The organism is Exobacillus caeni, from assembly GCF_005747095.1.
GTDB classification, from domain to species: Bacteria; Bacillota; Bacilli; order Bacillales; family Guptibacillaceae; genus Exobacillus; species Exobacillus caeni.
The window spans coordinates 36,146-58,846 of sequence record NZ_SWLG01000006.1; the positions used below are offsets into that span (position 1 = coordinate 36,146).

Genomic DNA, 22,701 nt, shown 5'->3' on the forward strand with positions numbered 1-22,701 from the left:
AATGTGAAAACATTTTCGAGGAGTCGACTGATCTTCGCTTCAATCAATTGATGTTTTTCAAAAATGTAGAACGTCAAAGCACAGCTCAGCGAAGGAAATACACGTAGACTCCTGCGGGACAGCGAAGACGACTGAGACCCCGCGGAAAGCGTATTGTATTTCTGCAGCGGTCATCAGCATGTAATCTAAAATATGAAGCTAATAAAGCAATAAACTGTGTGAATAAAAGAAAGTAAAGCAAATCGTCTTGTCATCTATTTTGATATATGCTATGATAATCCTTGTGGCAATTGTGCCGCCGATTACGATGTTCCGCTGCTCTGATATGAAAGGCCTGGCATGAGCATCTGTGTGGAAGGAGGGATACTTGATGCAGAAACTGATCGAGGATATTACAAAAGAACAATTGAAGTCTGATCTTCCAAGTTTCCGACCTGGTGATACTGTAAAAGTACACGTAAAGGTTGTTGAAGGAACTCGTGAACGTATTCAGGTATTCGAAGGTGTTGTAATCAAACGCCGCGGTGGAGGAATTAGTGAAACATTTACTGTTCGTAAGATTTCTTACGGTGTAGGTGTAGAGCGTACATTCCCTGTACATTCCCCAAAAGTTGCGAAACTAGAAGTTGTTCGCCACGGTAGAGTACGTCGTGCGAAACTTTACTACTTGCGTAACCTTCGAGGAAAAGCCGCTCGTATTAAAGAAATCAGAAGATAATGGACGATTGAAAAGGAGCTTGAAGACCAGGCTCCTTTTTTCGTTTAGATAAAAACATGCTGCATGTTACCTTCTTTTTTATGATAGAATTTTTATTGGGAAAGAAAAGTAGGAGCAGGTTGGTTTGTCCTGTTTTTATTGCGGGGAGATAGGAGTATATGAAGTTTCAGGAGGGAAAGTAGATGACACAGGAGAAAAAACAAAAAGAATCCTGGGAATGGCTGCGTGCGCTGTTAATTGCTTTTGCGCTTGCCGGAGCTGTAAGGTATTTTATCTTTGCCCCGATTGTCGTAGATGGAGAATCGATGATGCCGACACTCCATGACCGAGACCGAATGATTGTCAACAAACTCAGCTATGATATCGGTGAGCCCGACCGTTTTGATATCATTGTATTTGAAGCTGTTGAAGGCCGTGATTACATAAAACGGGTAATCGGGCTCCCTGGAGATACGATTGAGTACCGGGATGATGTGCTTTATGTGAATGGGGAACGAGTGAAAGAGCCTTACCTCAATGAGTATAAAAAGGCGCTCGAAAACGGAAACTTAACGTATGATTTTAACCTGGAGGATTTAACAGGGCAGATGCGAGTTCCAGAAGATATGCTTTTTGTAATGGGAGACAACCGCCAGCATAGTAAAGACAGCAGGAGCATCGGATTCGTATCGATGAATAAGGTGATCGGTGAGGCGAATATTCTCTTTTGGCCGCCTTCTGATATACGGTATATAAAGTAGGTGATCAAGTGACTATACAATGGTTTCCAGGCCACATGGCCAAAGCAAGAAGAGAAATTACAGAAAAACTAAAGATGATCGATGTGGTATTCGAATTAGTGGATGCCAGGATTCCGTTAGCTTCAAGAAATCCTATGATCGACGAAATTGTTTCCTCCAAGCCAAGGCTGGTTCTGTTGAATAAAGCAGATATGGCAGACCCGGCAATTACCGCTGAATGGGAACGATATTTTCGCGAAAAAGGCATAGCAACGCTTCAAATCGATTCCCAATCCGGAAAAGGGGTTGGTTCGATCGCATCGAAGGCGAGAGAGCTTGTAAAAGATAAAATCGATAAAATGATCCAAAAGGGTATGAAACCGAGGGCGGTACGTGCGCTTATTCTTGGGATTCCAAATGTCGGCAAGTCAACGCTGATCAACAGGCTGGCGAAAAAGAATATAGCCAAGACGGGAGACCGCCCCGGCATAACCAAGAAACAGCAATGGATTAAAGTGGGAAAAGAATTGGAATTGCTGGACACACCGGGAATCTTGTGGCCCAAATTCGAAGATCAAATAATCGGCCTCCGTCTTGCAGCGACCGGAGCGATTAAGGATGAACTTCTCGATTTTCAAGAAATTGCGGTTTATGTGTTGAAGTTTCTAAAAGAGCGTTATCCTGAAAGGTTAAAAGAACGCTATAAGCTTGAATCGATTCCCGAAGATGTGATTGAATTGTTCGATGAAATCGGTAAAAAGCGGGGCTTCCTGCAGGGCGGCGGATGGGTTGATTACGACAAGACAGCCGAAATCATTCTAAGAGAGCTGCGCAGTGAAAAACTCGGGAGGCTGACACTGGAAAAGCCTGATGACTATGAGTAGGCACACGTTTTGTGTGCCTCTCTTGTTTAAAACAAGGCTTTTTAATCAGCTATTCTTCTGGAACCTATAAGGGTGATTGTTTATTTGGGAAGAGCACACAGGCAACGCTTCGTTATAACTTTTTTAAGATATTTGGAATCAAGAAAACTATATTCATTAACATAGCTAAGCAAAAAAAAGATACATAGCAGGAAAGTGAATGATACATAATGGAAAACAAGTCAATAAAACGAATTGAGGAGCTCCTCTTTAAAGAAAAACAAGAACTTTCCGATTCCGAGTGGGATATGCTGAAGAAAGACAAAAGGGCAGGGATTCAAAAGCTAGTGAAACGGAAAGAACAAAAAAGGGAACAACAGAGGAAGTTAGTTTTATTGTTTGAACAGATGTCACGCTATGAAAGGCGTGCATTCGAGGAAGGTATTAAATGTATCGCTGGAGTGGATGAAGTTGGCAGGGGGCCTCTCGCAGGGCCGGTTGTCGCAGCAGCAGTTATCCTTTCTCCTGAACAACCGGTCTATGGGCTGCAGGACAGCAAAAAGCTAACCAAAAAGAAGCTTGAGCAACTATACGCCGAGATAATGGAGAAAGCGCTCGATGTGAGTGTAGGTGTAAGCACGCCGGAAGAAATAGACAGATTAAACATTTACCAGGCATCAAAAAAAGCGATGGAGAAAGCGGTATTGGGATTAAAAAAAGAACCCGAATACTTACTTATAGACGCGATGGAACTGCCGCTTGAATTCCCGCAGGAATCGATCATAAAAGGGGATGCCAAAAGTATTTCCATTGCAGCTGCTTCTATTATTGCAAAAGTGACAAGGGACCGAATGATGGAGGAGCTGGGAAGGAAATATCCCCAGTTCGGATTTGAACGCCATGTTGGATATCCGACAAAAGAACATATAGAAGCGATCAAAAAATTTGGCGTGGTTGAAGAGCATCGTCAAAGCTTTTCTCCCATAAAAGATATGGTGTAATCAACCGTTATAACGTTATTTTCTTTGAAAGCTCATTTTCTGTGCAAGACTTTTGAAAACAGGGGCACAATATCCCTACAACACTTTTGTGGAGGGATAGAAATGCCGAGACATAAACTTCTTGCTAATGGAGTAGATGAACTGCTTGACCAATACAGGGAAGAGATTGGAGAGGAATTCGGTGTATACAAGCCGGCCAGTTCCAGGGATATTTTAATGAATCCGAAAGTTGCTGATTCACGAAAATCACCAAAGTACAACAAGGAACGGAAAGAAAACGAAAAAGAGAAAAAATAGGAAATGTTTTTATAACAGGTGACAGACCATCGTTTTCACCTGTATTTTTGTTGTAGTCTAGCTTTTTTATAGCATTTCCAAATTTTACTTTAATAGAGTGATAATCCTTTTATAACGCGGGAAATTCAAACTCTTTTAAGAGGTTGTCGTTCTATTTAAATCAAAAGGGTAGACAATAGACATATGTTTTCTATACAATGAAAACGTCGTCAATTATTGATTGATAAGGATAGGAGGATAAGAGAATGAATGTCCATGAGTATCAAGGAAAAGAAATCCTGAGAAGCTATGGGGTTGCTGTTCCAAACGGAAGTGTAGCTTTTTCACCTGAAAAAGCGGTAGAAGCTGCAAAAGCTCTTGATAGCGATGTTTATGTTGTAAAAGCACAAATTCATGCGGGTGGAAGAGGAAAAGCCGGCGGAGTTAAGATTGCGAAGAGCCTTGATGAGGTTCGTACATATGCGAAAGAGTTACTGGGCAAAACCCTCGTAACACATCAAACAGGTCCTGAAGGTAAAGAAGTAAAACGCTTGCTTATCGAAGAAGGCTGTGACATTAAAAAAGAATATTATATCGGTCTTGTTCTTGACCGTGCAACTTCCCGTGTCGTAATGATGGGGTCTGAAGAAGGCGGAACAGAAATCGAAGAGGTTGCTGAAAAAACGCCTGAAAAAATCTTTAAAGAAGTCATCGACCCTGCGGTAGGACTTCAAGGGTTCCAGGCACGCAGACTGGCATTTAACATCAATATTCCAAAAGAGCTTGTAAACAAAGCAGTTAAGTTCATGATGGGCTTATATAAAGTTTACGAAGAAAAGGATTGCTCGATCGCGGAAATTAATCCGCTTGTTGTTACTGGTGATGGAAACGTTATGGCGCTTGATGCAAAGCTTAATTTTGATCCGAACGCGCTTTATCGCCATAAAGATATCCTGGAATACCGTGATCTTGATGAAGAAGATTCCAAAGAGATCGAAGCTTCCAAATATGACCTTAACTATATCGCGCTTGATGGAAACATCGGCTGTATGGTTAACGGTGCCGGCCTTGCGATGGCAACGATGGATATTATCAAGCATTACGGCGGTGATCCCGCTAACTTCCTCGACGTTGGGGGCGGCGCAACTGCAGAGAAGGTTACTGAAGCATTTAAAATCATTCTTTCCGATGAAAATGTTAAAGGTATCTATGTTAACATTTTCGGTGGAATTATGAAATGTGACGTTATCGCAGAAGGTGTTATCGAAGCGACGAAACAGGTTGGCCTGGAAATTCCTCTAGTAGTACGCTTGGAAGGTACCAATGTTGACCTTGGTAAGAAGATTCTTAATGAATCCGGCTTAAATATTACCGCAGCAGAATCTATGGCAGATGGCGCGGAAAAAATCGTATCATTAGTTAAGTAGAAAGGCGGGGCTAGGAGAATGAGCGTTTATATAAACAAAGACACAAAAGTCATCGTTCAGGGTATCACTGGATCTCAAGGATTGTTCCATACAAAACAAATGATCGAGTACGGTACGAAGATTGTTGGCGGTGTAACACCTGGGAAAGGCGGAACAGAAGTTGAAGGAGTTCCTGTATTCAACACAGTGGAAGATGCTGTTAAAGAAACAGGCGCAAATGCTTCTGTTATCTATGTACCACCGGCGTTCGCTGCCGATGCGATCATGGAAGCTGTAGATGCAGAACTTGATCTTGCCATCTGCATCACAGAAGGAATTCCTGTTCTTGACATGGTTAACGTAAAACGTTACATGGAAGGCAAGAAAACACGTCTTGTGGGACCAAACTGTCCTGGCGTTATCACTCCAGAAGAATGTAAAATCGGTATCATGCCTGGCTATATCCATACAAAAGGGCATGTTGGCGTTGTGTCCCGTTCTGGTACACTAACTTACGAAGCAGTTGATCAGCTTACTAAAGAAGGCATTGGCCAATCAACAGCTGTAGGAATCGGTGGAGACCCGGTTAACGGCACAAACTTTATCGACGTTTTAAAAGCTTTCAATGAAGATGAAGATACGTATGCGGTCATCATGATCGGTGAAATCGGCGGTACTGCTGAAGAAGAAGCCGCTGAGTGGGTTAAAGCTAACATGACAAAACCTGTTGTAGGCTTTATCGGCGGCCAGACTGCACCTCCAGGAAAGCGTATGGGCCATGCTGGCGCAATTATTTCTGGTGGAAAAGGTACTGCCGATGAAAAGATCAAAACAATGGAGCAGTGCGGTATCAAAGTTGCAGACACTCCTGCAGTGATGGGTGAAACATTAATCTCTGTCTTAAAAGAACAGGGTCTCTTAGAAAAGTGTACAACTCATAAAGCATAAACATACATCTTAAGAAATAGCTCCCATGGTTGGGGGCTATTTCGCTTATACATAAATCCTTGAAAGTAAATAATAAAGGCTGTGAATGGAGGAGAAAAAGTGGAAAATATGGAGAAACGCCTGCTTCATATACATGGTTGCCGGGGTGCCGGATGGAAAACGATTCTTTCGATGATAAGGGACGATCCTGGATTGGAACAAGTGTTCAAGATGACGGTTACAGATTTAAAGTCACGCTATAGAATGAGCCTGCAAAACGCCTCACGATTCCACTTAGACCTCCATCTCCATTCCCCAGAAGAAACTTTCAGCTTTTTGTTAAACAAAGCCATTACTCCCTTAACTGTTTTTGATCAAGAATATCCGCAGTGGTTAAAACAAATCTTTGATCCACCATGGGTACTCTATTGCAAAGGGGATTGCTCCATTTTATCTTCCAACTTGATGTTGAGTGTAGTAGGGACAAGAAAACCTCATAAAGATGCCAGAAAAGTAGTGGATAGGATACTTTCCCCGATTGTCAAGGAGGGCTTCACTATAGTAAGCGGACTTGCCTATGGAATCGACCGTCTCGCTCATGAGACGGCTATGCAGCAAAACGGCCGTACAATCGCTGTCCTGGGCTCTGGATTCGATCATATTTACCCAAAAGAAAACAGGCATCTTGCAGCATCGATAGCATCCTCAGATTTGCTTTTAAGTGAGTATCCTCCCGGCCGGCAGCCAGCCAGATGGCAATTTCCGCAAAGAAATAGGGTTATAAGCGGGTTGTCACAGGGTACGTTAATCGTAGAGGCAAAAAAGAAAAGCGGTTCCCTCATAACTGCTGACCAGGCGCTTCAGCAGGGAAGAGATGTTTTTGCTGTTCCTGGTTCGGTGATGGAAGAGAATTTTGAAGGTTCGAACTGGTTGATCCAACAGGGAGCAAAACTTATTTTAAATGGAGAAGATATTCTAACAGAGCTGCTTTTGCCGTATAGTAGAAAATAAAAAAACAAAACTTATATTTGACAAAAGATAATTGAATATTTAATAATAGTGAAGATTTCAAAATACCTCTGATGGGGGGAGGAAACATACTGTGGTAGATTATCTAGTCATCGTTGAATCTCCCGCTAAAGCTAAAACGATCGAGAAATATTTAGGTAAAAAATACAAGGTTAAAGCCTCGATGGGACATGTTCGGGATCTGCCCCGCAGTCAAATGGGGGTAGATGTAGAAGACAGTTATAACCCTAAATATATCACTATTCGCGGAAAAGGGCCGGTTTTAAAAGAATTAAAAGATGCAGCCAAAAAAGCTAAAAAAGTATATCTTGCTGCCGACCCCGACCGTGAAGGAGAAGCGATTGCATGGCATCTGGCACATAGCTTAAACATAGATGAACACACAGACTGCCGTGTCGTTTTTAACGAAATTACAAAAGATGCGGTGAAGGACGCTTTTAAACGGCCAAGATCGATTAACATGGATCTTGTCGATGCCCAGCAGGCCAGAAGGATTCTGGATCGGCTCGTTGGGTATAATATTAGCCCTTTGTTATGGAAAAAAGTTAAAAAGGGACTTAGCGCCGGGCGTGTCCAATCCGTAGCTGTTCGTTTAATAGTTGAGCGGGAAAAAGAAATCCAGGAATTTAAACCAGAAGAATATTGGAAGATCAATGCGGAATTTGAAAAAGACGGAGAAACATTTGACGCACATTTTTATGGCGCTGATGAAAAAAAACTCGACCTTTCTAATGAAGACGAGGTAAATAATATTTTAAAAAGGATAAAAGGGGAAGATTTCTTAATTAAGTCAGTTCAAAAGAAAGAACGAAGAAGGAATCCCGCACCTCCATTTACTACGTCTTCTCTACAGCAGGAAGCAGCGAGGAAGTTAAATTTCCGCGCAAAGAAAACAATGATGATCGCTCAACAACTATATGAAGGGATCGAGATCGGAAAGGATACAGTCGGTCTCATCACTTACATGAGAACGGATTCTACCCGTATTTCAGAAACAGCGAAAAGCGAAGCATCATCGTACATTGAGCAAAAATACGGAAGCAAGTATCAAGGGACAAACAAAAAAGCAAAGAAACAATCCGAAAAATCCCAGGATGCCCATGAAGCGGTCAGGCCGACATCTGTAGTAAGAGATCCTGCTTCGATGAAGAAATATTTAAGCCGGGATCAGAACAGACTGTATAAACTGATCTGGGAACGGTTTGTTGCAAGCCAGATGGCTTCTGCCATTATGGATACGATGAGCGTTGATCTTACGAATGAGGGCGTCATTTTCAGGGCGACCGGCTCAAAAGTAAAGTTCCCTGGCTTTATGAAAGTGTATGTGGAAGGAAATGATGATAACAAGAAGGAAGAAGATAAAATGCTTCCGGATTTACAGGAGGGAATGAACGCACAGGCGAAAGATATCGAACCTTCTCAGCATTTCACTCAGCCGCCGCCAAGGTATTCTGAAGCACGTCTTGTTAAAACGATGGAAGAGCTTGGAATCGGAAGGCCATCCACCTATGCGCCGACACTCGATACGATACAGCGACGCGGATATGTTGCATTAGAAGACCGAAAGTTTGTGCCTACTGAACTTGGTGAAATTGTTCTGGATCTAGTGTTAGAATTCTTTCCGGATATCATCGATGTAGAATTTACTGCAAAGCTTGAAAATAATCTGGATGAAATTGAAGATGGGCAAGAAAACTGGATCGAGATCATCGACGAGTTTTATAAAAATTTCAGCAAGCGGCTTGAAGTTGCGGAAGAAGAAATGAAAGAAGTAGAGATAAAAGATGAACCTGCGGGAGAAGATTGTGAAAAATGCGGCTCTCCGATGGTAATCAAAATGGGCCGGTATGGAAAATTTATGGCTTGCTCAAATTTTCCTGACTGCAGGAACACAAAACCGATTTTAAAAGAGGTCGGTGTAAAATGCCCTAGTTGTAAAGAGGGAAACATCGTTGAAAGGAAAAGTAAAAAGAACCGTCTCTTTTACGGATGTGACCGCTTTCCTGAATGCGAGTTCCTTTCATGGGATAAACCGATCAAGCGTAAGTGTCCAAAGTGCAATAGTATGCTCGTTGAGAAAAAGACGAAAAAGAAAAAAGAAATCAAGTGCGTTAACTGTGACTATACGGAAGAACAAAACTAACCGAAGACATCTTTCATGAGATAACATGGCAGTTCATACAAAAGGGCTGCCATGGAAAAGTTTTTGTAGCATTATTATTTAGTAGGTTTCCAAATGTTCATGAAGTTGGATGCCACACGAAGTTTTAACTTTTTCTCATGGAGGAAAAACTCTGGTAACAATACCTTCTTGCTTGATTCCATATATAAAGCCTGCTAGACTTTACTTGGTTAGAGGGTAACCGTTTGTCAGGTACTTGATTTTTGCTTTTTTCTTTCCTAAAGCAAGGATCAGGATGCTAAAAGAAGGCTCTAAGCGGCAGAAAAATTCAGTTGCGGGAAACAATTCAGAAATTTATAAAAAATTTGTAAATTCATATTGCAAGGGCTTCTGAATTGTGTTACGATTTAGAAGCCCTTTTGAGGTGATAAATGTGCAGGAATATCAACGTGTTGAGATTGACCAATTTATGGGATACCTTAAGATTGAAAAGAATTGTTCGCCACATACGATCAATAACTATTCAAAGGACATTGAACATTTTATGACCTTTCTTAAGCAGCAAGCCATTGACTCATTTGCTGCTGTTTCGTATGCAGACGTAAGGTTATATCTTACTGAACTGCACGAAAAGGCATATGCAAGAAAAACGGTCGCAAGGAAGGTTTCATGCTTGCGGACGTTTTATCGTTTTTTGATCAGGGAAGAACAGATAACAGTCAACCCTTTTGCAATGAGCTCTCTTCCTAAAAAAGACCAGCGTCTGCCGCAGTTTTTGTATATGGAAGAGCTTGAAAAGCTGTTTGATGTACATGATCTTTCTACGCCATTAGGCCAGCGCAACCAGGCCCTGCTTGAATTGCTGTATGCTTCCGGGATAAGGGTCAGTGAATGCTGTTCACTGGATGTTGATGACATCGATTTTTCCATCGATACGATCTTTGTTATTGGAAAAGGAAGAAAAGTACGTTATGTGCCGATCGGCAGCTTTTCGCTCGATGCATTGCATAACTATATAAATGATGGAAGAAAGAAGCTTTTGGGCAAGAATGAAGACAACGAGAAAGCTTTATTCTTGAATCATCGAGGAAAACGACTAACAGCAAGGGGAGTCAGAGTAATCCTCGATAAGGTTATGAAAGATGCGGCGCTTCATATACATATTAACCCGCATATGCTAAGGCACACGTTTGCAACACATTTGCTAAATGAAGGGGCCGATTTAAGGGCGGTGCAAGAATTGCTCGGCCATTCCCATCTGTCCTCTACACAGATTTACACGCATGTCACAAAGGATCGATTAAAGCAAGTATACGATAATCACCATCCAAGAGCTTAGCTGCTCTTTCATGCCGGAACGGTAAAACAAGAAAAGGGGGTAAACTGAAATGGAGCATTCCTTTCATGCCACTACGATATTTGCGATTCACCATAAAGGAGAATGTGCAATGGCCGGCGATGGCCAGGTAACATTTGGAAATGCAGTTGTGATGAAACATACGGCAAGGAAGGTACGTACATTATATAGAGGTAAAGTCATTGCAGGGTTTGCAGGTTCTGTTGCAGATGCATTTACACTTTTTGAAAAGTTTGAAGCGAAGCTAGAGGAGTATAACGGGAATTTGCAAAGAGCTGCAGTAGAGCTTGCAAAAGAATGGCGCAGCGATAAAGTGCTTAGAAAGCTGGAAGCGATGTTGATCGTCATGAATAAAGAACAGCTTCTTCTCGTATCTGGAACAGGAGAGGTTATCGAACCGGACGACGGAATTCTTTCCATAGGTTCAGGTTCAAATTATGCCCTTTCAGCTGGAAGAGCTTTGAAAAGATTCAGCAGTGACATGTCGGCTTCTGAAATAGCGAGGTCTTCAATGGAAATCGCTTCAGAAATCTGCGTCTATACCAATGACAATATTATATTAGAAACATTGTCTGAATAAGAGCAGACTTTCATGCCTCACCATTCTTTCGAAATTAGAATCGAGGGGGATATTATGACAAACGCATTAACGCCACGTCAGATTGTAGAGAAATTAGATCAATATATTGTCGGACAGAATAAGGCAAAAAAAGCGGTCGCGGTTGCGCTTCGTAACAGATACCGCAGGAGCAAACTAAGTGAAAAGCTAAAGGATGAAATCAGCCCTAAAAATATTTTGATGATCGGACCGACAGGCGTCGGTAAGACTGAAATAGCCAGAAGGCTAGCGAAGCTCGTAGGTGCTCCGTTTATAAAGCTAGAAGCGACAAAGTTTACAGAAGTCGGTTATGTTGGCCGTGATGTAGAATCGATGGTTCGCGATCTTGTAGAAACATCGGTAAGGCTTGTAAAAGAAGAAAAAATGGAATCTGTAAAAGAAAAAGCAGAGGAAAACGCCAACAAGCGCCTTGTTGAGTTAATCGTTCCTTCCAAACAAAAACAGAATTCATATAAAAACCCGTTTGAAATGCTATTTGGCAATCAGAACAACAATGGAGAAGAAAGAACTGCTGAACAAACGGAAGACCAGAACATTAGCCAGAGGCGGAAACAGGTTGCACACAAACTTGCAATGGGTGAGCTGGAAGACCATATGGTCACCGTTGAAGTAGAAGAACAGTCGACATCAATGTTCGATATGTTCCAGGGCTCGGGCATGGAACAAATGGGAATGAACATGCAGGATATGTTAGGCAATCTTGTGCCTAAGAAAAAGAAAAAGCGGAAACTTCCGGTCTCAGAAGCTAGGAAGGTTTTGACACAGGATGAAGCTTCAAAGTTGATCGATATGGATGAGGTCGGACAGGAAGCTGTTTCAAGAGCTGAGCAGTCGGGTATCATTTTTATAGATGAGATTGATAAAATCACAGGAAAAGGCCAGCAATCAGCAGATGTTTCAAGAGAAGGCGTGCAAAGGGACATTCTGCCTATCGTAGAAGGGTCGACTGTGGTGACAAAATATGGCCCCGTGAAGACTGACCATGTGTTGTTCATAGCAGCAGGCGCGTTTCATGTCGCAAAGCCATCTGACTTGATTCCAGAATTGCAGGGGCGTTTCCCGATTCGTGTTGAGCTGTCCAATCTGGATGTGGATGACTTCGTTCGAATTTTAGTGGAACCTGATAATGCTTTGATTAAACAATATCGAGCATTATTGGAAACAGAAGGTATAAATGTTGAATTTTCTGACGAAGCTATTCGTAAGATTGCAACAATTGCGACAGAAGTGAACGAGGAAACGGATAATATCGGAGCAAGAAGGCTGCATACAATCCTTGAAAGGTTACTTGAGGATCTCTCATTTGAAGCTCCCGACATTAACCTGGAAAAGGTCGACATCACACCAGAATATGTAGAGGAAAAACTAGCGTCCATAGCAAGGAACAGAGACCTGAGTCAATATATTCTATAGTACATAGGAGGCAATAATAATGAACTTATTAGAAAAAACAAGAAAAATTAACGGAATGCTGCAAAAGTCAGAGGGGCCGGTAAACTTTACAGATATGGCCGAAACACTGAGAGATGCAATCAGTGCAAATATTTATGTGGTAAGCCGCCGAGGCAAGCTTCTCGGGATTGCGGTTAATCAGGAAATTGAAAACGAACGTATGAAAAATATGTTTGCTGAACGCCAGTTCCCTGAGGAGTATACGAAGAACCTATTTAATATTACTGAAACTTCTTCTAACCTTAGCGTTGAAAGTGAATATACAGCGTTCCCTGTAGAAAACCGCGACCTGTTTGAATCAGGCCTGACTACTATCGTACCAATCGTTGGCGGAGGAGAAAGGCTTGGAACACTTATCCTTTCCCGTCTAAGCACTAGTTTTTCAGACGATGATCTTATTCTCGCTGAATATGGCGCAACAGTTGTAGGAATGGAAATCCTTCAAGAAAAAGCGGAAGAAATCGAAGAAGAAGCAAGAAATAAAGCAGTCGTACAAATGGCTATCAGCTCCCTTTCTTACAGTGAACTTGAGGCGATCGAGCATATCTTCGAGGAACTCGAAGGAAACGAAGGCTTGCTAGTAGCAAGTAAAATTGCAGACCGTGTAGGAATCACCCGTTCTGTTATCGTTAATGCACTTCGTAAGCTGGAAAGTGCTGGCGTTATCGAATCACGCTCCCTTGGAATGAAAGGAACATATATCAAAGTACTAAACGACAAGTTCCTTGTTGAGCTTTCAAAACTTAAAACCCAATAATAAGTTTGAAGAACCGTTTTATCTTTTGATAAAATGGTTTTTCTTTTGCGTCTCTTTAGGTGCCTGGCACCGAAAATGGACAACTGTCCACTGATGGTGCCAGGCACCCAGTTTTACGTTTCGGCAAGCTCGTTTAAAATGAATGGTTCTGGGATTAATGGAGAGGGCGTTTGGAATAAGTGAATTTTGCCTTTTAACTTGCGACTGGTTCGGCAATATGGTATAGTTACTTTTGGTGTTAAGCACACACGCTTGTTGATTCAAGGATTTGGTGCTGCATTGCAGTTTTCCTTGAAAAGGATGCGAGCGGAGGAAAAAAACCATTAGGAGGAAATTATCATGGCAGTTATTTCAATGAAACAGCTTTTAGAAGCTGGGGTACACTTCGGTCATCAAACACGCCGTTGGAACCCAAAAATGAAGCCTTACATCTTTACAGAAAGAAACGGCATCTACATTATCGATCTTCAAAAAACCGTTAAAAAAGTAGAAGAGGCGTTCAACTTCGTACGTGAAGTAGCACAAGACGGAGGAAAAGTTCTTTTCGTAGGAACTAAAAAACAAGCGCAGGATTCTGTGAAAGAAGAAGCTGAGCGTGCTGGACAATATTACATCAACCAGCGCTGGTTAGGCGGAACGCTTACTAACTTCGAAACAATCCGTAAGCGTATCAACCGTTTGAAAGAACTTGAAAAGATGGAAGAAGACGGAACTTTCGAAGTTCTTCCTAAAAAAGAAGTAATCCTTCTTAAGAAGGAAATGGAACGTCTTGAGAAATTCCTTGGCGGAATCAAAGACATGAACACTCTTCCTGACGCATTGTTTGTTATCGATCCTCGTAAAGAGCGCATTGCGATTGCGGAAGCTAAAAAGCTAAACATCCCTATCGTAGCGATCGTTGACACCAACTGCGACCCTGATGAAGTTGATTATGTTATCCCAGGTAACGATGATGCTATCCGTGCGGTTAAACTTCTAACTGGAAAGATGGCTGACGCTGTTTTAGAAGTGAATCAAGGCGAAGAAACATCAGCATAAGAAATGAACCAAAAGGGTGATAAAGGGGACAAACCCTTTATTGCCCTTTTTTTAAAGTGAGAACTTTTGGGTAAAGATACATATATTAGATATTAAGGAGGAATTTTATCATGGCAGTAACAGCACAAATGGTAAAAGAATTACGTGAGAAGACAGGCGCAGGTATGATGGACTGCAAGAAAGCACTTCAAGAAAACGATGGTGATATGGAAAAAGCGGTTGACTGGCTTCGTGAAAAAGGGATTGCAAAAGCAGCTAAAAAAGCGGACCGCATCGCAGCTGAAGGTACAACAAACATCGAAGTGGAAGGCAACAAAGCGGTCATCGTTGAAATTAACTCTGAAACAGACTTCGTAGCGAAAAATGAAGGTTTTAAAACACTTGTAAACGACGTTTCCAAGCACTTACTTGCAAACAATCCTGAATCTGTTGATGTTGCGCTTGAGCAAAAAATGGACAATGGACAAACTGTACAGGAGTACTTGAACAATGCGATTGCTAAGATCGGTGAAAAGATTTCTCTTCGCCGCTTTACAGTAGCTGAAAAAACAGATAACGACGTTTTTGGAGCTTACCTTCACATGGGTGGACGCATCGGTGTTCTAACATTGCTTGAAGGTACTAATGACGATGAACTTGCGAAAGATGTTGCGATGCACGTTGCAGCTGTAAACCCTCGCTATGTTACACGTGATGCAGTGCCTGCTGAAGAAATTGACCGTGAGCGTGAAGTTTTAAAAACACAGGCTCTTAACGAAGGCAAGCCTGAGAATATCGTTGAAAAAATGGTTGAAGGCCGCCTGAACAAATTCTTTGAAGAAATTTCCTTAGTCGATCAGGCATTCATTAAAGATACAGACCAAAAAGTAGGCAAATATGTAAAATCAAAAGGTGCTTCCGTAAAAGGCTTTATTCGTTATGAAGTAGGAGAAGGCATGGAGAAGCGTGAGGATAACTTTGCAGAGGAAGTTATGTCCCAAGTTAAGAAATAATTGAGGTAATAGGGAACACGTTGTGTTCCCTATTTTTCAAGAAAAGAGTAATTTGTCTTAAATCTTTACTTTTCTGGAGGTAACTAATGAGCGAAGCAAAATATAAGAGAGTCGTTCTAAAGCTTAGCGGTGAAGCACTGGCAGGAGGAGAAGGGTCTGGAATCTCCCCTGTAGTAGTCCAATCGATTGCAAAGCAAGTAAGGGAAATAGTTGAGTTAGGTGTTGAAGTTGCAGTAGTAGTAGGCGGCGGCAACCTTTGGAGAGGAAAAGTCGGAAGTGAAATGGGGATGGACCGTGCTACAGCAGACTACATGGGAATGCTTGCTACTGTGATGAATTCATTAGCGCTTCAGGACAGCCTTGAAACAAACGGCGTAGAAACAAGAGTGCAAACTTCTATCGAAATGCGCCAGGTTGCTGAGCCTTACATTCGCAGAAAGGCAATCCGCCACCTTGAGAAGAAACGTGTGGTGATCTTTGCAGCAGGAACAGGGAATCCGTATTTTTCAACCGATACTACAGCTGCATTAAGAGCGGCTGAGATTGAGGCCGAAGTGATTTTAATGGCTAAGAACAACGTCGATGGCGTTTATTCCGCTGACCCCAAAGTGGATTCAACTGCAAAGAAATATCAGACGCTTTCCTATTTGGATGTGTTAAAAGAAGGCTTAGCAGTAATGGATTCAACGGCTTCTTCTTTATGTATGGACAACGATATCCCATTAGTAGTATTCTCTATTATGGAAGAAGGAAATATTAAACGAGCTGTGTTAGGCGAAGAAATTGGAACAGTTGTAAAGGGGAGAAACTAATATGTCAAAAGAAGTTATGAACAATGCACAGGACAAAATGGAAAAAGCAATCTCTAGTTTGCGACGCGAACTTGCAACATTACGTGCAGGCCGTGCTAATCCTTCACTATTAGACAAGGTTCAGGTCGATTATTATGGCGCGATGACACCGATTAATCAGTTAGCTGGTATTTCGGTTCCAGAAGCAAGAATGCTTTTGATCCAGCCTTATGACAAGTCAGCACTCGGCGATATTGAAAAAGCAATTCAAAAATCAGACCTTGGCCTTACTCCTTCTAATGACGGGGACGTTATTCGAATCACTATCCCAGCTCTTACAGAAGAACGCCGTAAAGATCTAGTGAAGCTTGTTAAAAAATATGCGGAAGAAGCAAAAGTTGCGATCAGGAACATTCGCCGCGATTCAAATGATGAATTGAAGAAGATGGAAAAAGACGGAGAAATCACCGAGGATGAGCTTCGCCGTTCCACGGATGATGTGCAAAAGCTAACTGACAAGTTTGTGTCTGAAGCTGACACGGTTGCTAATAACAAAGAGAAAGAAATCATGGAAGTATAATTGATTTAAAGGTAAAATAGTATAATAAAAGAACCCTCTTTTCCCACAGGGGGTTTTTTTGTTAAAAACGGTATGACAATGTTCTGTTAGCATTCATGCAGGTGAAACCAATTTTTGATAGTTTTTTTGAAAATAAAAGAGAAGCACCTGAGGATTGAACAGGCCAAGAATACCGGGATTGTGGGAACAAAACTAATAGAGAAATAGATAGGTGCTTGCTTTTGAAAACCTTATTGGAGGATTTACAATGCTTGGGAAATTCTCAAACTGGATAAAACGGAACGAGATCACTGAAGAAACTGCTGAAACAATATTACCGGAAAAGATACCGAACCATGTGGCCATCATTATGGACGGAAATGGGAGATGGGCTAAAAAACGCGGCTTGCCCAGGATCGCAGGGCATCGTGAAGGCGTTAAAGTAGTAAAGAAAATTGTCCGAAAAGCGAACGGTCTTGGCATTAAGACGTTAACACTGTATGCCTTTTCTACAGAAAATTGGAAAAGGCCAAAAGATGAGGTTGACTTCTTGATGAAGCTTCCTGAACAATTCTTGATTAACTATTTACCGGAGCTTGTAGAACAAAACGTTCAGGTACAAATAATGGGGGAAAAAGACCAGCTCCCCGGACATACCTTGAAAGCAGTTTCGGAAGCGGTAGAACAAACAAAAAATAATACTGGCCTTATATTAAATTTTGCTTTGAATTATGGAAGCAGGTATGAGATTACCCATGCAGTGAAACAATTGATTAATGACGTACAAGAAGGAAAGATATCGCAGGGAGATATTTCGGAAGAGTCAATTGCTCACTACTTTCTCAACAACAATATTGCCGATCCGGATTTATTGATCAGGACGAGCGGAGAAATTAGGTTAAGCAACTTTATGCTCTGGCAGCTGGCATATGCTGAACTATGGTTTACCGATGTTTTATGGCCCGATTTTACGGAAGACCATCTTGTACAGGCGATTCTTGAGTATCAGCACAGAGGCAGGCGATATGGTGGATTGTAATTAGGAGGAAAGTAGATGAAGCAACGAATTATTACTGGTGTGCTTGCAGGAGCCCTTTTTATCATGATGGTGATCCTGGGGGGATTTTGGTTCTCGCTGCTTGTAACCATTCTTGCGACGATTGGAATGTACGAACTTTTAAAAATGAAACAAATTTCGATCTTTTCGTTGCCGGGATTACTTGGTCTGATCGGGACCTGGGTCCTGGTTATTCCAGAAACCTGGATTGAAACAGCAACATCTGGCATCTTTAGTAAGATCGATTTATTGTTTCTTGGTCTCTTGATTTTACTAACGATGACTGTTTTGACGAAAAATAGGTATACTTTTGATGAAAGTGCGTTTGTTTTAATGTCTGGCTTATATGTAGGACTTGGATTTTATTATTTGTCGGCTACGCGGCTGCTTGACAACGGACTTTATCTTATTTTCTTTATTATCTTTTTAATCTGGGCTACAGATTCAGGTGCTTATTTTATTGGAAAAGCAATCGGAAAACATAAGCTCTGGCCTCATATCAGTCCTAATAAAACGATTGAGGGAGCCGTCGGAGGAATTGTATCTGCGATTATCGTAGCGGTTATCTTCCATATGATTAACCCGATATATGATTCGATGATTCTTGTAACCTTGATCGCTATTTTTACTGCTGTCTTCGGACAAATTGGAGACCTGGTCGAATCTGCTTTCAAACGGCATTATGGCGTAAAAGACTCCGGCCGTCTTCTTCCAGGCCATGGTGGGATACTCGATCGATTTGACAGTATGATCTTTGTATTTCCGTTGCTGCACTTGCTGCATCTTATTTCATAATCCAGTCACCCGCAGTCAGGTTAATCGGCTTATTAAGCCGCCAGAATAGAGAACTTCCTGGAATAGAAGCCGCTTACCAGAAATGGAGGAATTGTAGTAGTGAAGAAAATCAGCTTGTTAGGGGCTACCGGCTCAATCGGAACCCAGACAGTAGATGTGATCGCATCTAACCCGGAGTCCTTTTCGCTAGAAGCCCTTTCGATGGGAAGGAACTTAGAAAAGGGATTGGAAATAATCAACAAACTATCCCCTAAACTCGTTTGCGTTCAAAAAAAAGAGGATGCAGAGAAACTACAACATGATATTCCCGCTCAAACAAAAGTAGTGTATGGGGATACAGGGTTGATAGAAGTTGCTACTTTCCCTGATGCCGAAGTACTCGTTAATGCTGTGATAGGCAGCGTAGGGCTTGCGCCTACTCTTGCCGCGATTGAAACCGGCAAAACAATCGCGCTTGCGAACAAGGAAACACTAGTAACTGCTGGGCATATCGTGATGGAAGCTGCTAGTAAGCATAACGTTAGAATCTTGCCTGTCGATAGTGAACATTCAGCTATTTTTCAATGTTTAAATGGAGAGAATGAAAAGGAAATCAGCCGGTTGATCCTGACTGGTTCGGGAGGGAGCTTTCGAGACAGAAAAAGATCCGAGCTGAAGAATGTAACCATAGAGGACGCACTCAATCACCCAAACTGGTCGATGGGTGCTAAAATCACCATCGATTCGGCAACAATGATGAACAAAGGGCTTGAAGTAATCGAAGCTCATTGGTTTTTCGATATGCCTTATGAAAAAATTGATGTTGTGCTCCACAAGGAAAGCATTATCCATTCCATGGTAGAATTTATAGATGGAAGTGTTATGGCGCATCTAGGGAATCCGGACATGAGGATTCCGATTCAATACGCGCTAAGCTTTCCTGAAAGGCTTGAAATAAAAGGTTCAAAACCGTTAAACTTATGGGAAGTAGGCAAACTGCATTTCAGCCAGGTAGACTATGAGCGGTACAGATGCCTTGCTCTTGCTTTTCAGGCAGGCAAAGAGGGCGGAACGATGCCTACCGTCCTTAATGCTGCCAATGAAGTTGCGGTTAACCATTTCTTAAAAGGTAATATTGAATTTTTAGCCATAGAAGAACTAGTTGAACGGTCATTGGATGAACATGAAGCTGTTCAAAATGCTTCCCTTGAGCAAATAGTGGAAGTCGATGCTCAAACACGCGAGTTCGTGCAGTCACTAATTACACAAAGGTGGTAAAAAATTATGAATACCGTTATTTCAATTATTATTATTTTTGGAGCGCTCGTCTTTTTTCATGAGCTTGGGCATTTGCTTCTAGCCAAAAGAGCAGGTATTCTTTGCCGTGAGTTTGCAATCGGCTTCGGACCAAAGTTGTTTACAATTAAAAAAGGCGAGACAGTCTATACTATTCGCCTGCTTCCGCTTGGGGGATTTGTTCGAATGGCCGGTGAAGATCCGGAAATGATAGATTTAAAACCGGGCCACCGAATCGGTTTGATTTTCAATAAAAATAACAAAGTGAGCAAAATTGTTGTCAATCAAAAATCGAAATTCAATAATTTAAAAGAAATTGTCATTGAAGATGCGGATCTTGAGCACAAGTTATTCATTAGAGGATATGAGAATGAAGATGAACCAGCACAGGTTTATCTAGTTGATGATAAAGCCCATTATTATATGGACGGTTCAGAGTTTCAGATCGCTCCCCATGATCGCCAGTTCGGTTCAAAGTCCCTATGGGACCGTTTTCTTGCAATCTTTGCAGGTCCGTTAATGAACTTTTTGCTGGCATTTGTCATCCTGGTAATATTCGGCCTTCTCCAGGGAACGCCAACTAACCAGATAGACAGGGTTATCCCTGATAGCCGTGCAAGTGAAGCGGGCTTGATGGACGGTGACCGTATCGTCTCGATCGAAGGCACAAAAATAGAAGACTGGAGCACGATGGAGACGCTCATCCAGCAAAACGCCAACAACCAATTAGCGATGGAAGTTGAACGAAGTGGTGAGCGGGTTGATCTTTCTGTAACTCCTGAATCAAGGGAAACCGTCGAAGGCCAGGAACCGATCGGATTTATCGGGGTGGAGCCAGCATACGAAGTTTCGTTAATACGTTCATTAACATATGGTTTTTCTACGACCGTTGATTGGACAAAAGCGATAGTAGTCGGAGTTGGCCAGCTTGTTACGGGTCAGGTCGCATTGGACCAGCTCTCAGGCCCTGTTGGCATCTACAGCTATACAGATCAAGCAGCCGAGGGCGGGATATTCGTTTTAATGCGCTGGGCAGCGATCCTGAGCATTAACCTTGGAATCTTTAACCTGCTGCCATTGCCTGCTCTTGATGGAGGAAGGCTGCTATTTATCGGACTTGAAGCAGTCAGAGGCAAACCCATTGATCCACAAAAGGAAAGCCTTGTACACTTTATCGGTTTTGCCTTCTTAATGTTATTGATGCTTGTTGTGACATGGAATGATATTCATAAGTTCTTCTTGTAAGCCGGTTATCTTAACCAGTTGACGTACGATAGTAGAAATGAGGTGCACGTTATGAAACAATCCCACTATTTTAATCCTACCCTAAGAGAATTACCGGCTGATGCCGAGGTGATCAGCCATCAGCTATTGCTTCGTGCAGGTTATATGCGGCAAAATGCTGCAGGGATTTATTCTTATTTGCCTTTAGGAAAGAGAGTGCTTCGGAAAATTGAAGATGTGATCCGCGAAGAGCTTGACAGCGCAGGTGCACAGGAATTGCTGATGCCGGCAATCCAACCTGCGGAGCTATGGCAGGAAACAGGAAGATGGGAAGTATACGGTCCCGAACTCATGAGGCTTAAAGACCGTCATGATCGCCCGTTCGCTCTAGGTGCTACCCACGAAGAGCTCATTACGAGCCTTGTGCGAGACGAGCTTAATTCTTATAAACAAATGCCAGTGATCCTGTACCAGATCCAAACAAAGTATCGGGATGAAAGAAGGCCGCGTTTCGGCTTGCTGCGTGGCCGAGAGTTTATTATGAAGGATGCATATTCGTTTCACTCCAGCCAGGAGCAGCTTGATGATGCTTATCGGTTAATGCATGAAACATATTCTAAAATCTTCACAAGGCTTGGCCTTGATTTTCGCCCGGTTGTTGCCGATTCCGGCGCAATGGGTGGGAAGGATACAGAAGAATTCATGGCATTATCTAAAGTGGGCGAAGATACAATCGCATACTCTGACTCTTCTGATTATGCTGCAAACATCGAGATGACTGAAGTTCATGTACAGTATGAAAAAAGCGGCGAACCTGAAAAAGAACTCGAAAAAACGAACTCTGTAGCTGAAGTGGGAGCAGAGAAAATCATTAAGTTTTCGGCCTATCGGTCAGGCGAAGAACGTATTATTGTTCTTGTCCGCGGAGACCATGAGATCAATGAAGTAAAAGTTAAACATTTACTGGAAGTTGAAATGCTTGAAGAAATACATGAACTGGAAGGTCTGAATCCTGTTGGTGTTTCCGGAGTGAAAGTTGTTGCAGACAATGCCGTTAAAAGTGTGGTGAATGGAATTTGCCGGCTTGATAAGGAGTTAGTGTATCATAACGTTAACCCAGAACGTGATATTCCAGTTGATACTTATACAGATATACGTTTTATCAAGGAAGGAGACCCATCTCCTGACGGCAAGGGAACGATTAAGTTTGCTGAGGGAATCGAAGTAGGACAGGTATTTAAACTGGGAACAAAGTACAGTGAAGCGATGGGTGCGAATTATTTGGATGAAAACGGAAAAGCGCAGCCGATTATTATGGGTTGTTATGGGATAGGCGTTTCACGTGTAATGGCGTCTGTGGCAGAACAAATGCACGATGATAACGGACTTCTCTGGCCAAAAACTCTTGCACCATTCCAGGTACACTTGATTGCTGTTAATGTGAAAGACGAAGCACAAAACAAGCTTGGAGAAGAATTATACGAAAAGTTGAAAAGCGAAAAGTATGACGTTTTATATGATGACCGGAAAGAACGTGCGGGTGTTAAATTTAAAGATTCTGATTTGATCGGGATTCCTTTGCGAGTTGTAATCGGTAAAAAAGCCGGCGATGGAATTGTTGAAGTGAAAGTAAGAAAAACAGGGGAAACGTTTGAAGTGGATGCTTCTGAACTGGAATCAACGCTCAAGCGCCTGTGGGACAATTTAGATTAAGATTGAAGGTG

General features: G+C 42.1%; 22 protein-coding genes. All 22 read left to right on the forward strand.

All coding sequences use genetic code 11. The features are described 5' to 3' along the window. Positions 1-370 precede the first annotated feature (370 nt). The 22 genes from rplS (at position 371) to FCL54_RS09435 (ending at position 22,690) form a co-directional block, all read left to right on the forward strand. Entirely contained in the window at positions 371-718 is a 348-nt protein-coding gene (gene rplS / locus FCL54_RS09330; RefSeq protein WP_138125685.1) for a 50S ribosomal protein L19, read from the forward strand. A gap of 182 nt (positions 719-900) precedes the next feature. Beyond that, positions 901-1,458 carry a signal peptidase I gene (gene lepB / locus FCL54_RS09335; protein ID WP_138125687.1) on the forward strand — a complete coding sequence of 186 codons (558 nt, stop codon included), beginning with the start codon at positions 901-903 and terminating at the stop codon, positions 1,456-1,458. Positions 1,459-1,466: 8 nt separating this feature from the next. Then, on the forward strand, positions 1,467-2,321 hold the full coding sequence (gene ylqF, locus FCL54_RS09340) for a ribosome biogenesis GTPase YlqF (protein ID WP_138125689.1): 855 nt from the start codon (positions 1,467-1,469) through the stop codon (positions 2,319-2,321). 209 nt (positions 2,322-2,530) lie between these two features. Continuing rightward, complete coding sequence (locus FCL54_RS09345) at positions 2,531-3,301, forward strand: ribonuclease HII (RefSeq protein WP_138125691.1); 771 nt, start codon at positions 2,531-2,533, stop codon at positions 3,299-3,301. A gap of 102 nt (positions 3,302-3,403) precedes the next feature. After that, positions 3,404-3,598 (forward strand): hypothetical protein, encoded by a 195-nt coding sequence (locus tag FCL54_RS09350; RefSeq protein ID WP_138125693.1) that lies wholly within the window; start codon positions 3,404-3,406, stop codon positions 3,596-3,598. A 245-nt stretch (positions 3,599-3,843) separates the two neighbouring features. Then, positions 3,844-5,004, forward strand: coding sequence for an ADP-forming succinate--CoA ligase subunit beta (gene sucC, locus FCL54_RS09355; protein WP_138125695.1), 1,161 nt, complete (start codon positions 3,844-3,846; stop codon positions 5,002-5,004). Between the two features lie 18 nt (positions 5,005-5,022). Next, positions 5,023-5,931, forward strand: a complete 909-nt coding sequence (gene sucD, locus FCL54_RS09360; RefSeq protein WP_138125697.1) for a succinate--CoA ligase subunit alpha — start codon at positions 5,023-5,025, stop codon at positions 5,929-5,931. Between the two features lie 108 nt (positions 5,932-6,039). After that, positions 6,040-6,921, forward strand: a complete 882-nt coding sequence (gene dprA, locus FCL54_RS09365; protein ID WP_246055208.1) for a DNA-processing protein DprA — start codon at positions 6,040-6,042, stop codon at positions 6,919-6,921. 91 nt (positions 6,922-7,012) lie between these two features. Next, positions 7,013-9,082, forward strand: a complete 2,070-nt coding sequence (topA, locus tag FCL54_RS09370) for a type I DNA topoisomerase (RefSeq protein WP_138125701.1) — start codon at positions 7,013-7,015, stop codon at positions 9,080-9,082. Positions 9,083-9,494: 412 nt separating this feature from the next. Continuing rightward, positions 9,495-10,400, forward strand: a complete 906-nt coding sequence (xerC, locus tag FCL54_RS09375; RefSeq protein WP_138125704.1) for a tyrosine recombinase XerC — start codon at positions 9,495-9,497, stop codon at positions 10,398-10,400. Positions 10,401-10,449: 49 nt separating this feature from the next. Next, positions 10,450-10,998: an ATP-dependent protease subunit HslV gene (gene hslV / locus FCL54_RS09380; RefSeq protein ID WP_138125706.1), complete on the forward strand. Its 549-nt coding sequence runs from the start codon at positions 10,450-10,452 to the stop codon at positions 10,996-10,998. A 54-nt stretch (positions 10,999-11,052) separates the two neighbouring features. Continuing rightward, positions 11,053-12,450 carry an ATP-dependent protease ATPase subunit HslU gene (hslU, locus tag FCL54_RS09385; RefSeq protein ID WP_138125708.1) on the forward strand — a complete coding sequence of 466 codons (1,398 nt, stop codon included), beginning with the start codon at positions 11,053-11,055 and terminating at the stop codon, positions 12,448-12,450. A 19-nt stretch (positions 12,451-12,469) separates the two neighbouring features. Further along, positions 12,470-13,246, forward strand: a complete 777-nt coding sequence (gene codY, locus FCL54_RS09390) for a GTP-sensing pleiotropic transcriptional regulator CodY (protein ID WP_138125710.1) — start codon at positions 12,470-12,472, stop codon at positions 13,244-13,246. Positions 13,247-13,585: 339 nt separating this feature from the next. Then, a complete protein-coding gene (rpsB, locus tag FCL54_RS09395) occupies positions 13,586-14,284 on the forward strand; it encodes a 30S ribosomal protein S2 (protein WP_138125712.1) in 699 nt (232 codons plus the stop codon). Between the two features lie 110 nt (positions 14,285-14,394). Then, a complete protein-coding gene (gene tsf / locus FCL54_RS09400; protein ID WP_138125714.1) occupies positions 14,395-15,276 on the forward strand; it encodes a translation elongation factor Ts in 882 nt (293 codons plus the stop codon). An 86-nt stretch (positions 15,277-15,362) separates the two neighbouring features. Next, on the forward strand, positions 15,363-16,088 hold the full coding sequence (pyrH, locus tag FCL54_RS09405; RefSeq protein WP_138125716.1) for a UMP kinase: 726 nt from the start codon (positions 15,363-15,365) through the stop codon (positions 16,086-16,088). 1 nt (position 16,089) lies between these two features. After that, positions 16,090-16,647: a ribosome recycling factor gene (gene frr / locus FCL54_RS09410; RefSeq protein WP_138125718.1), complete on the forward strand. Its 558-nt coding sequence runs from the start codon at positions 16,090-16,092 to the stop codon at positions 16,645-16,647. A gap of 247 nt (positions 16,648-16,894) precedes the next feature. Further along, the gene (locus FCL54_RS09415) at positions 16,895-17,665 is read left to right on the forward strand and encodes an undecaprenyl pyrophosphate synthase (protein ID WP_138125720.1); all 771 of its coding nucleotides are present in this window, start codon (positions 16,895-16,897) and stop codon (positions 17,663-17,665) included. A 15-nt stretch (positions 17,666-17,680) separates the two neighbouring features. After that, on the forward strand, positions 17,681-18,478 hold the full coding sequence (locus FCL54_RS09420; RefSeq protein WP_138125722.1) for a phosphatidate cytidylyltransferase: 798 nt from the start codon (positions 17,681-17,683) through the stop codon (positions 18,476-18,478). A 99-nt stretch (positions 18,479-18,577) separates the two neighbouring features. After that, positions 18,578-19,735, forward strand: coding sequence for a 1-deoxy-D-xylulose-5-phosphate reductoisomerase (locus FCL54_RS09425; protein WP_138125724.1), 1,158 nt, complete (start codon positions 18,578-18,580; stop codon positions 19,733-19,735). A gap of 6 nt (positions 19,736-19,741) precedes the next feature. Beyond that, positions 19,742-20,998: an RIP metalloprotease RseP gene (gene rseP, locus FCL54_RS09430; protein WP_138125726.1), complete on the forward strand. Its 1,257-nt coding sequence runs from the start codon at positions 19,742-19,744 to the stop codon at positions 20,996-20,998. A 51-nt stretch (positions 20,999-21,049) separates the two neighbouring features. After that, positions 21,050-22,690, forward strand: a complete 1,641-nt coding sequence (locus tag FCL54_RS09435; protein WP_138125728.1) for a proline--tRNA ligase — start codon at positions 21,050-21,052, stop codon at positions 22,688-22,690. Positions 22,691-22,701 lie beyond the last annotated feature (11 nt).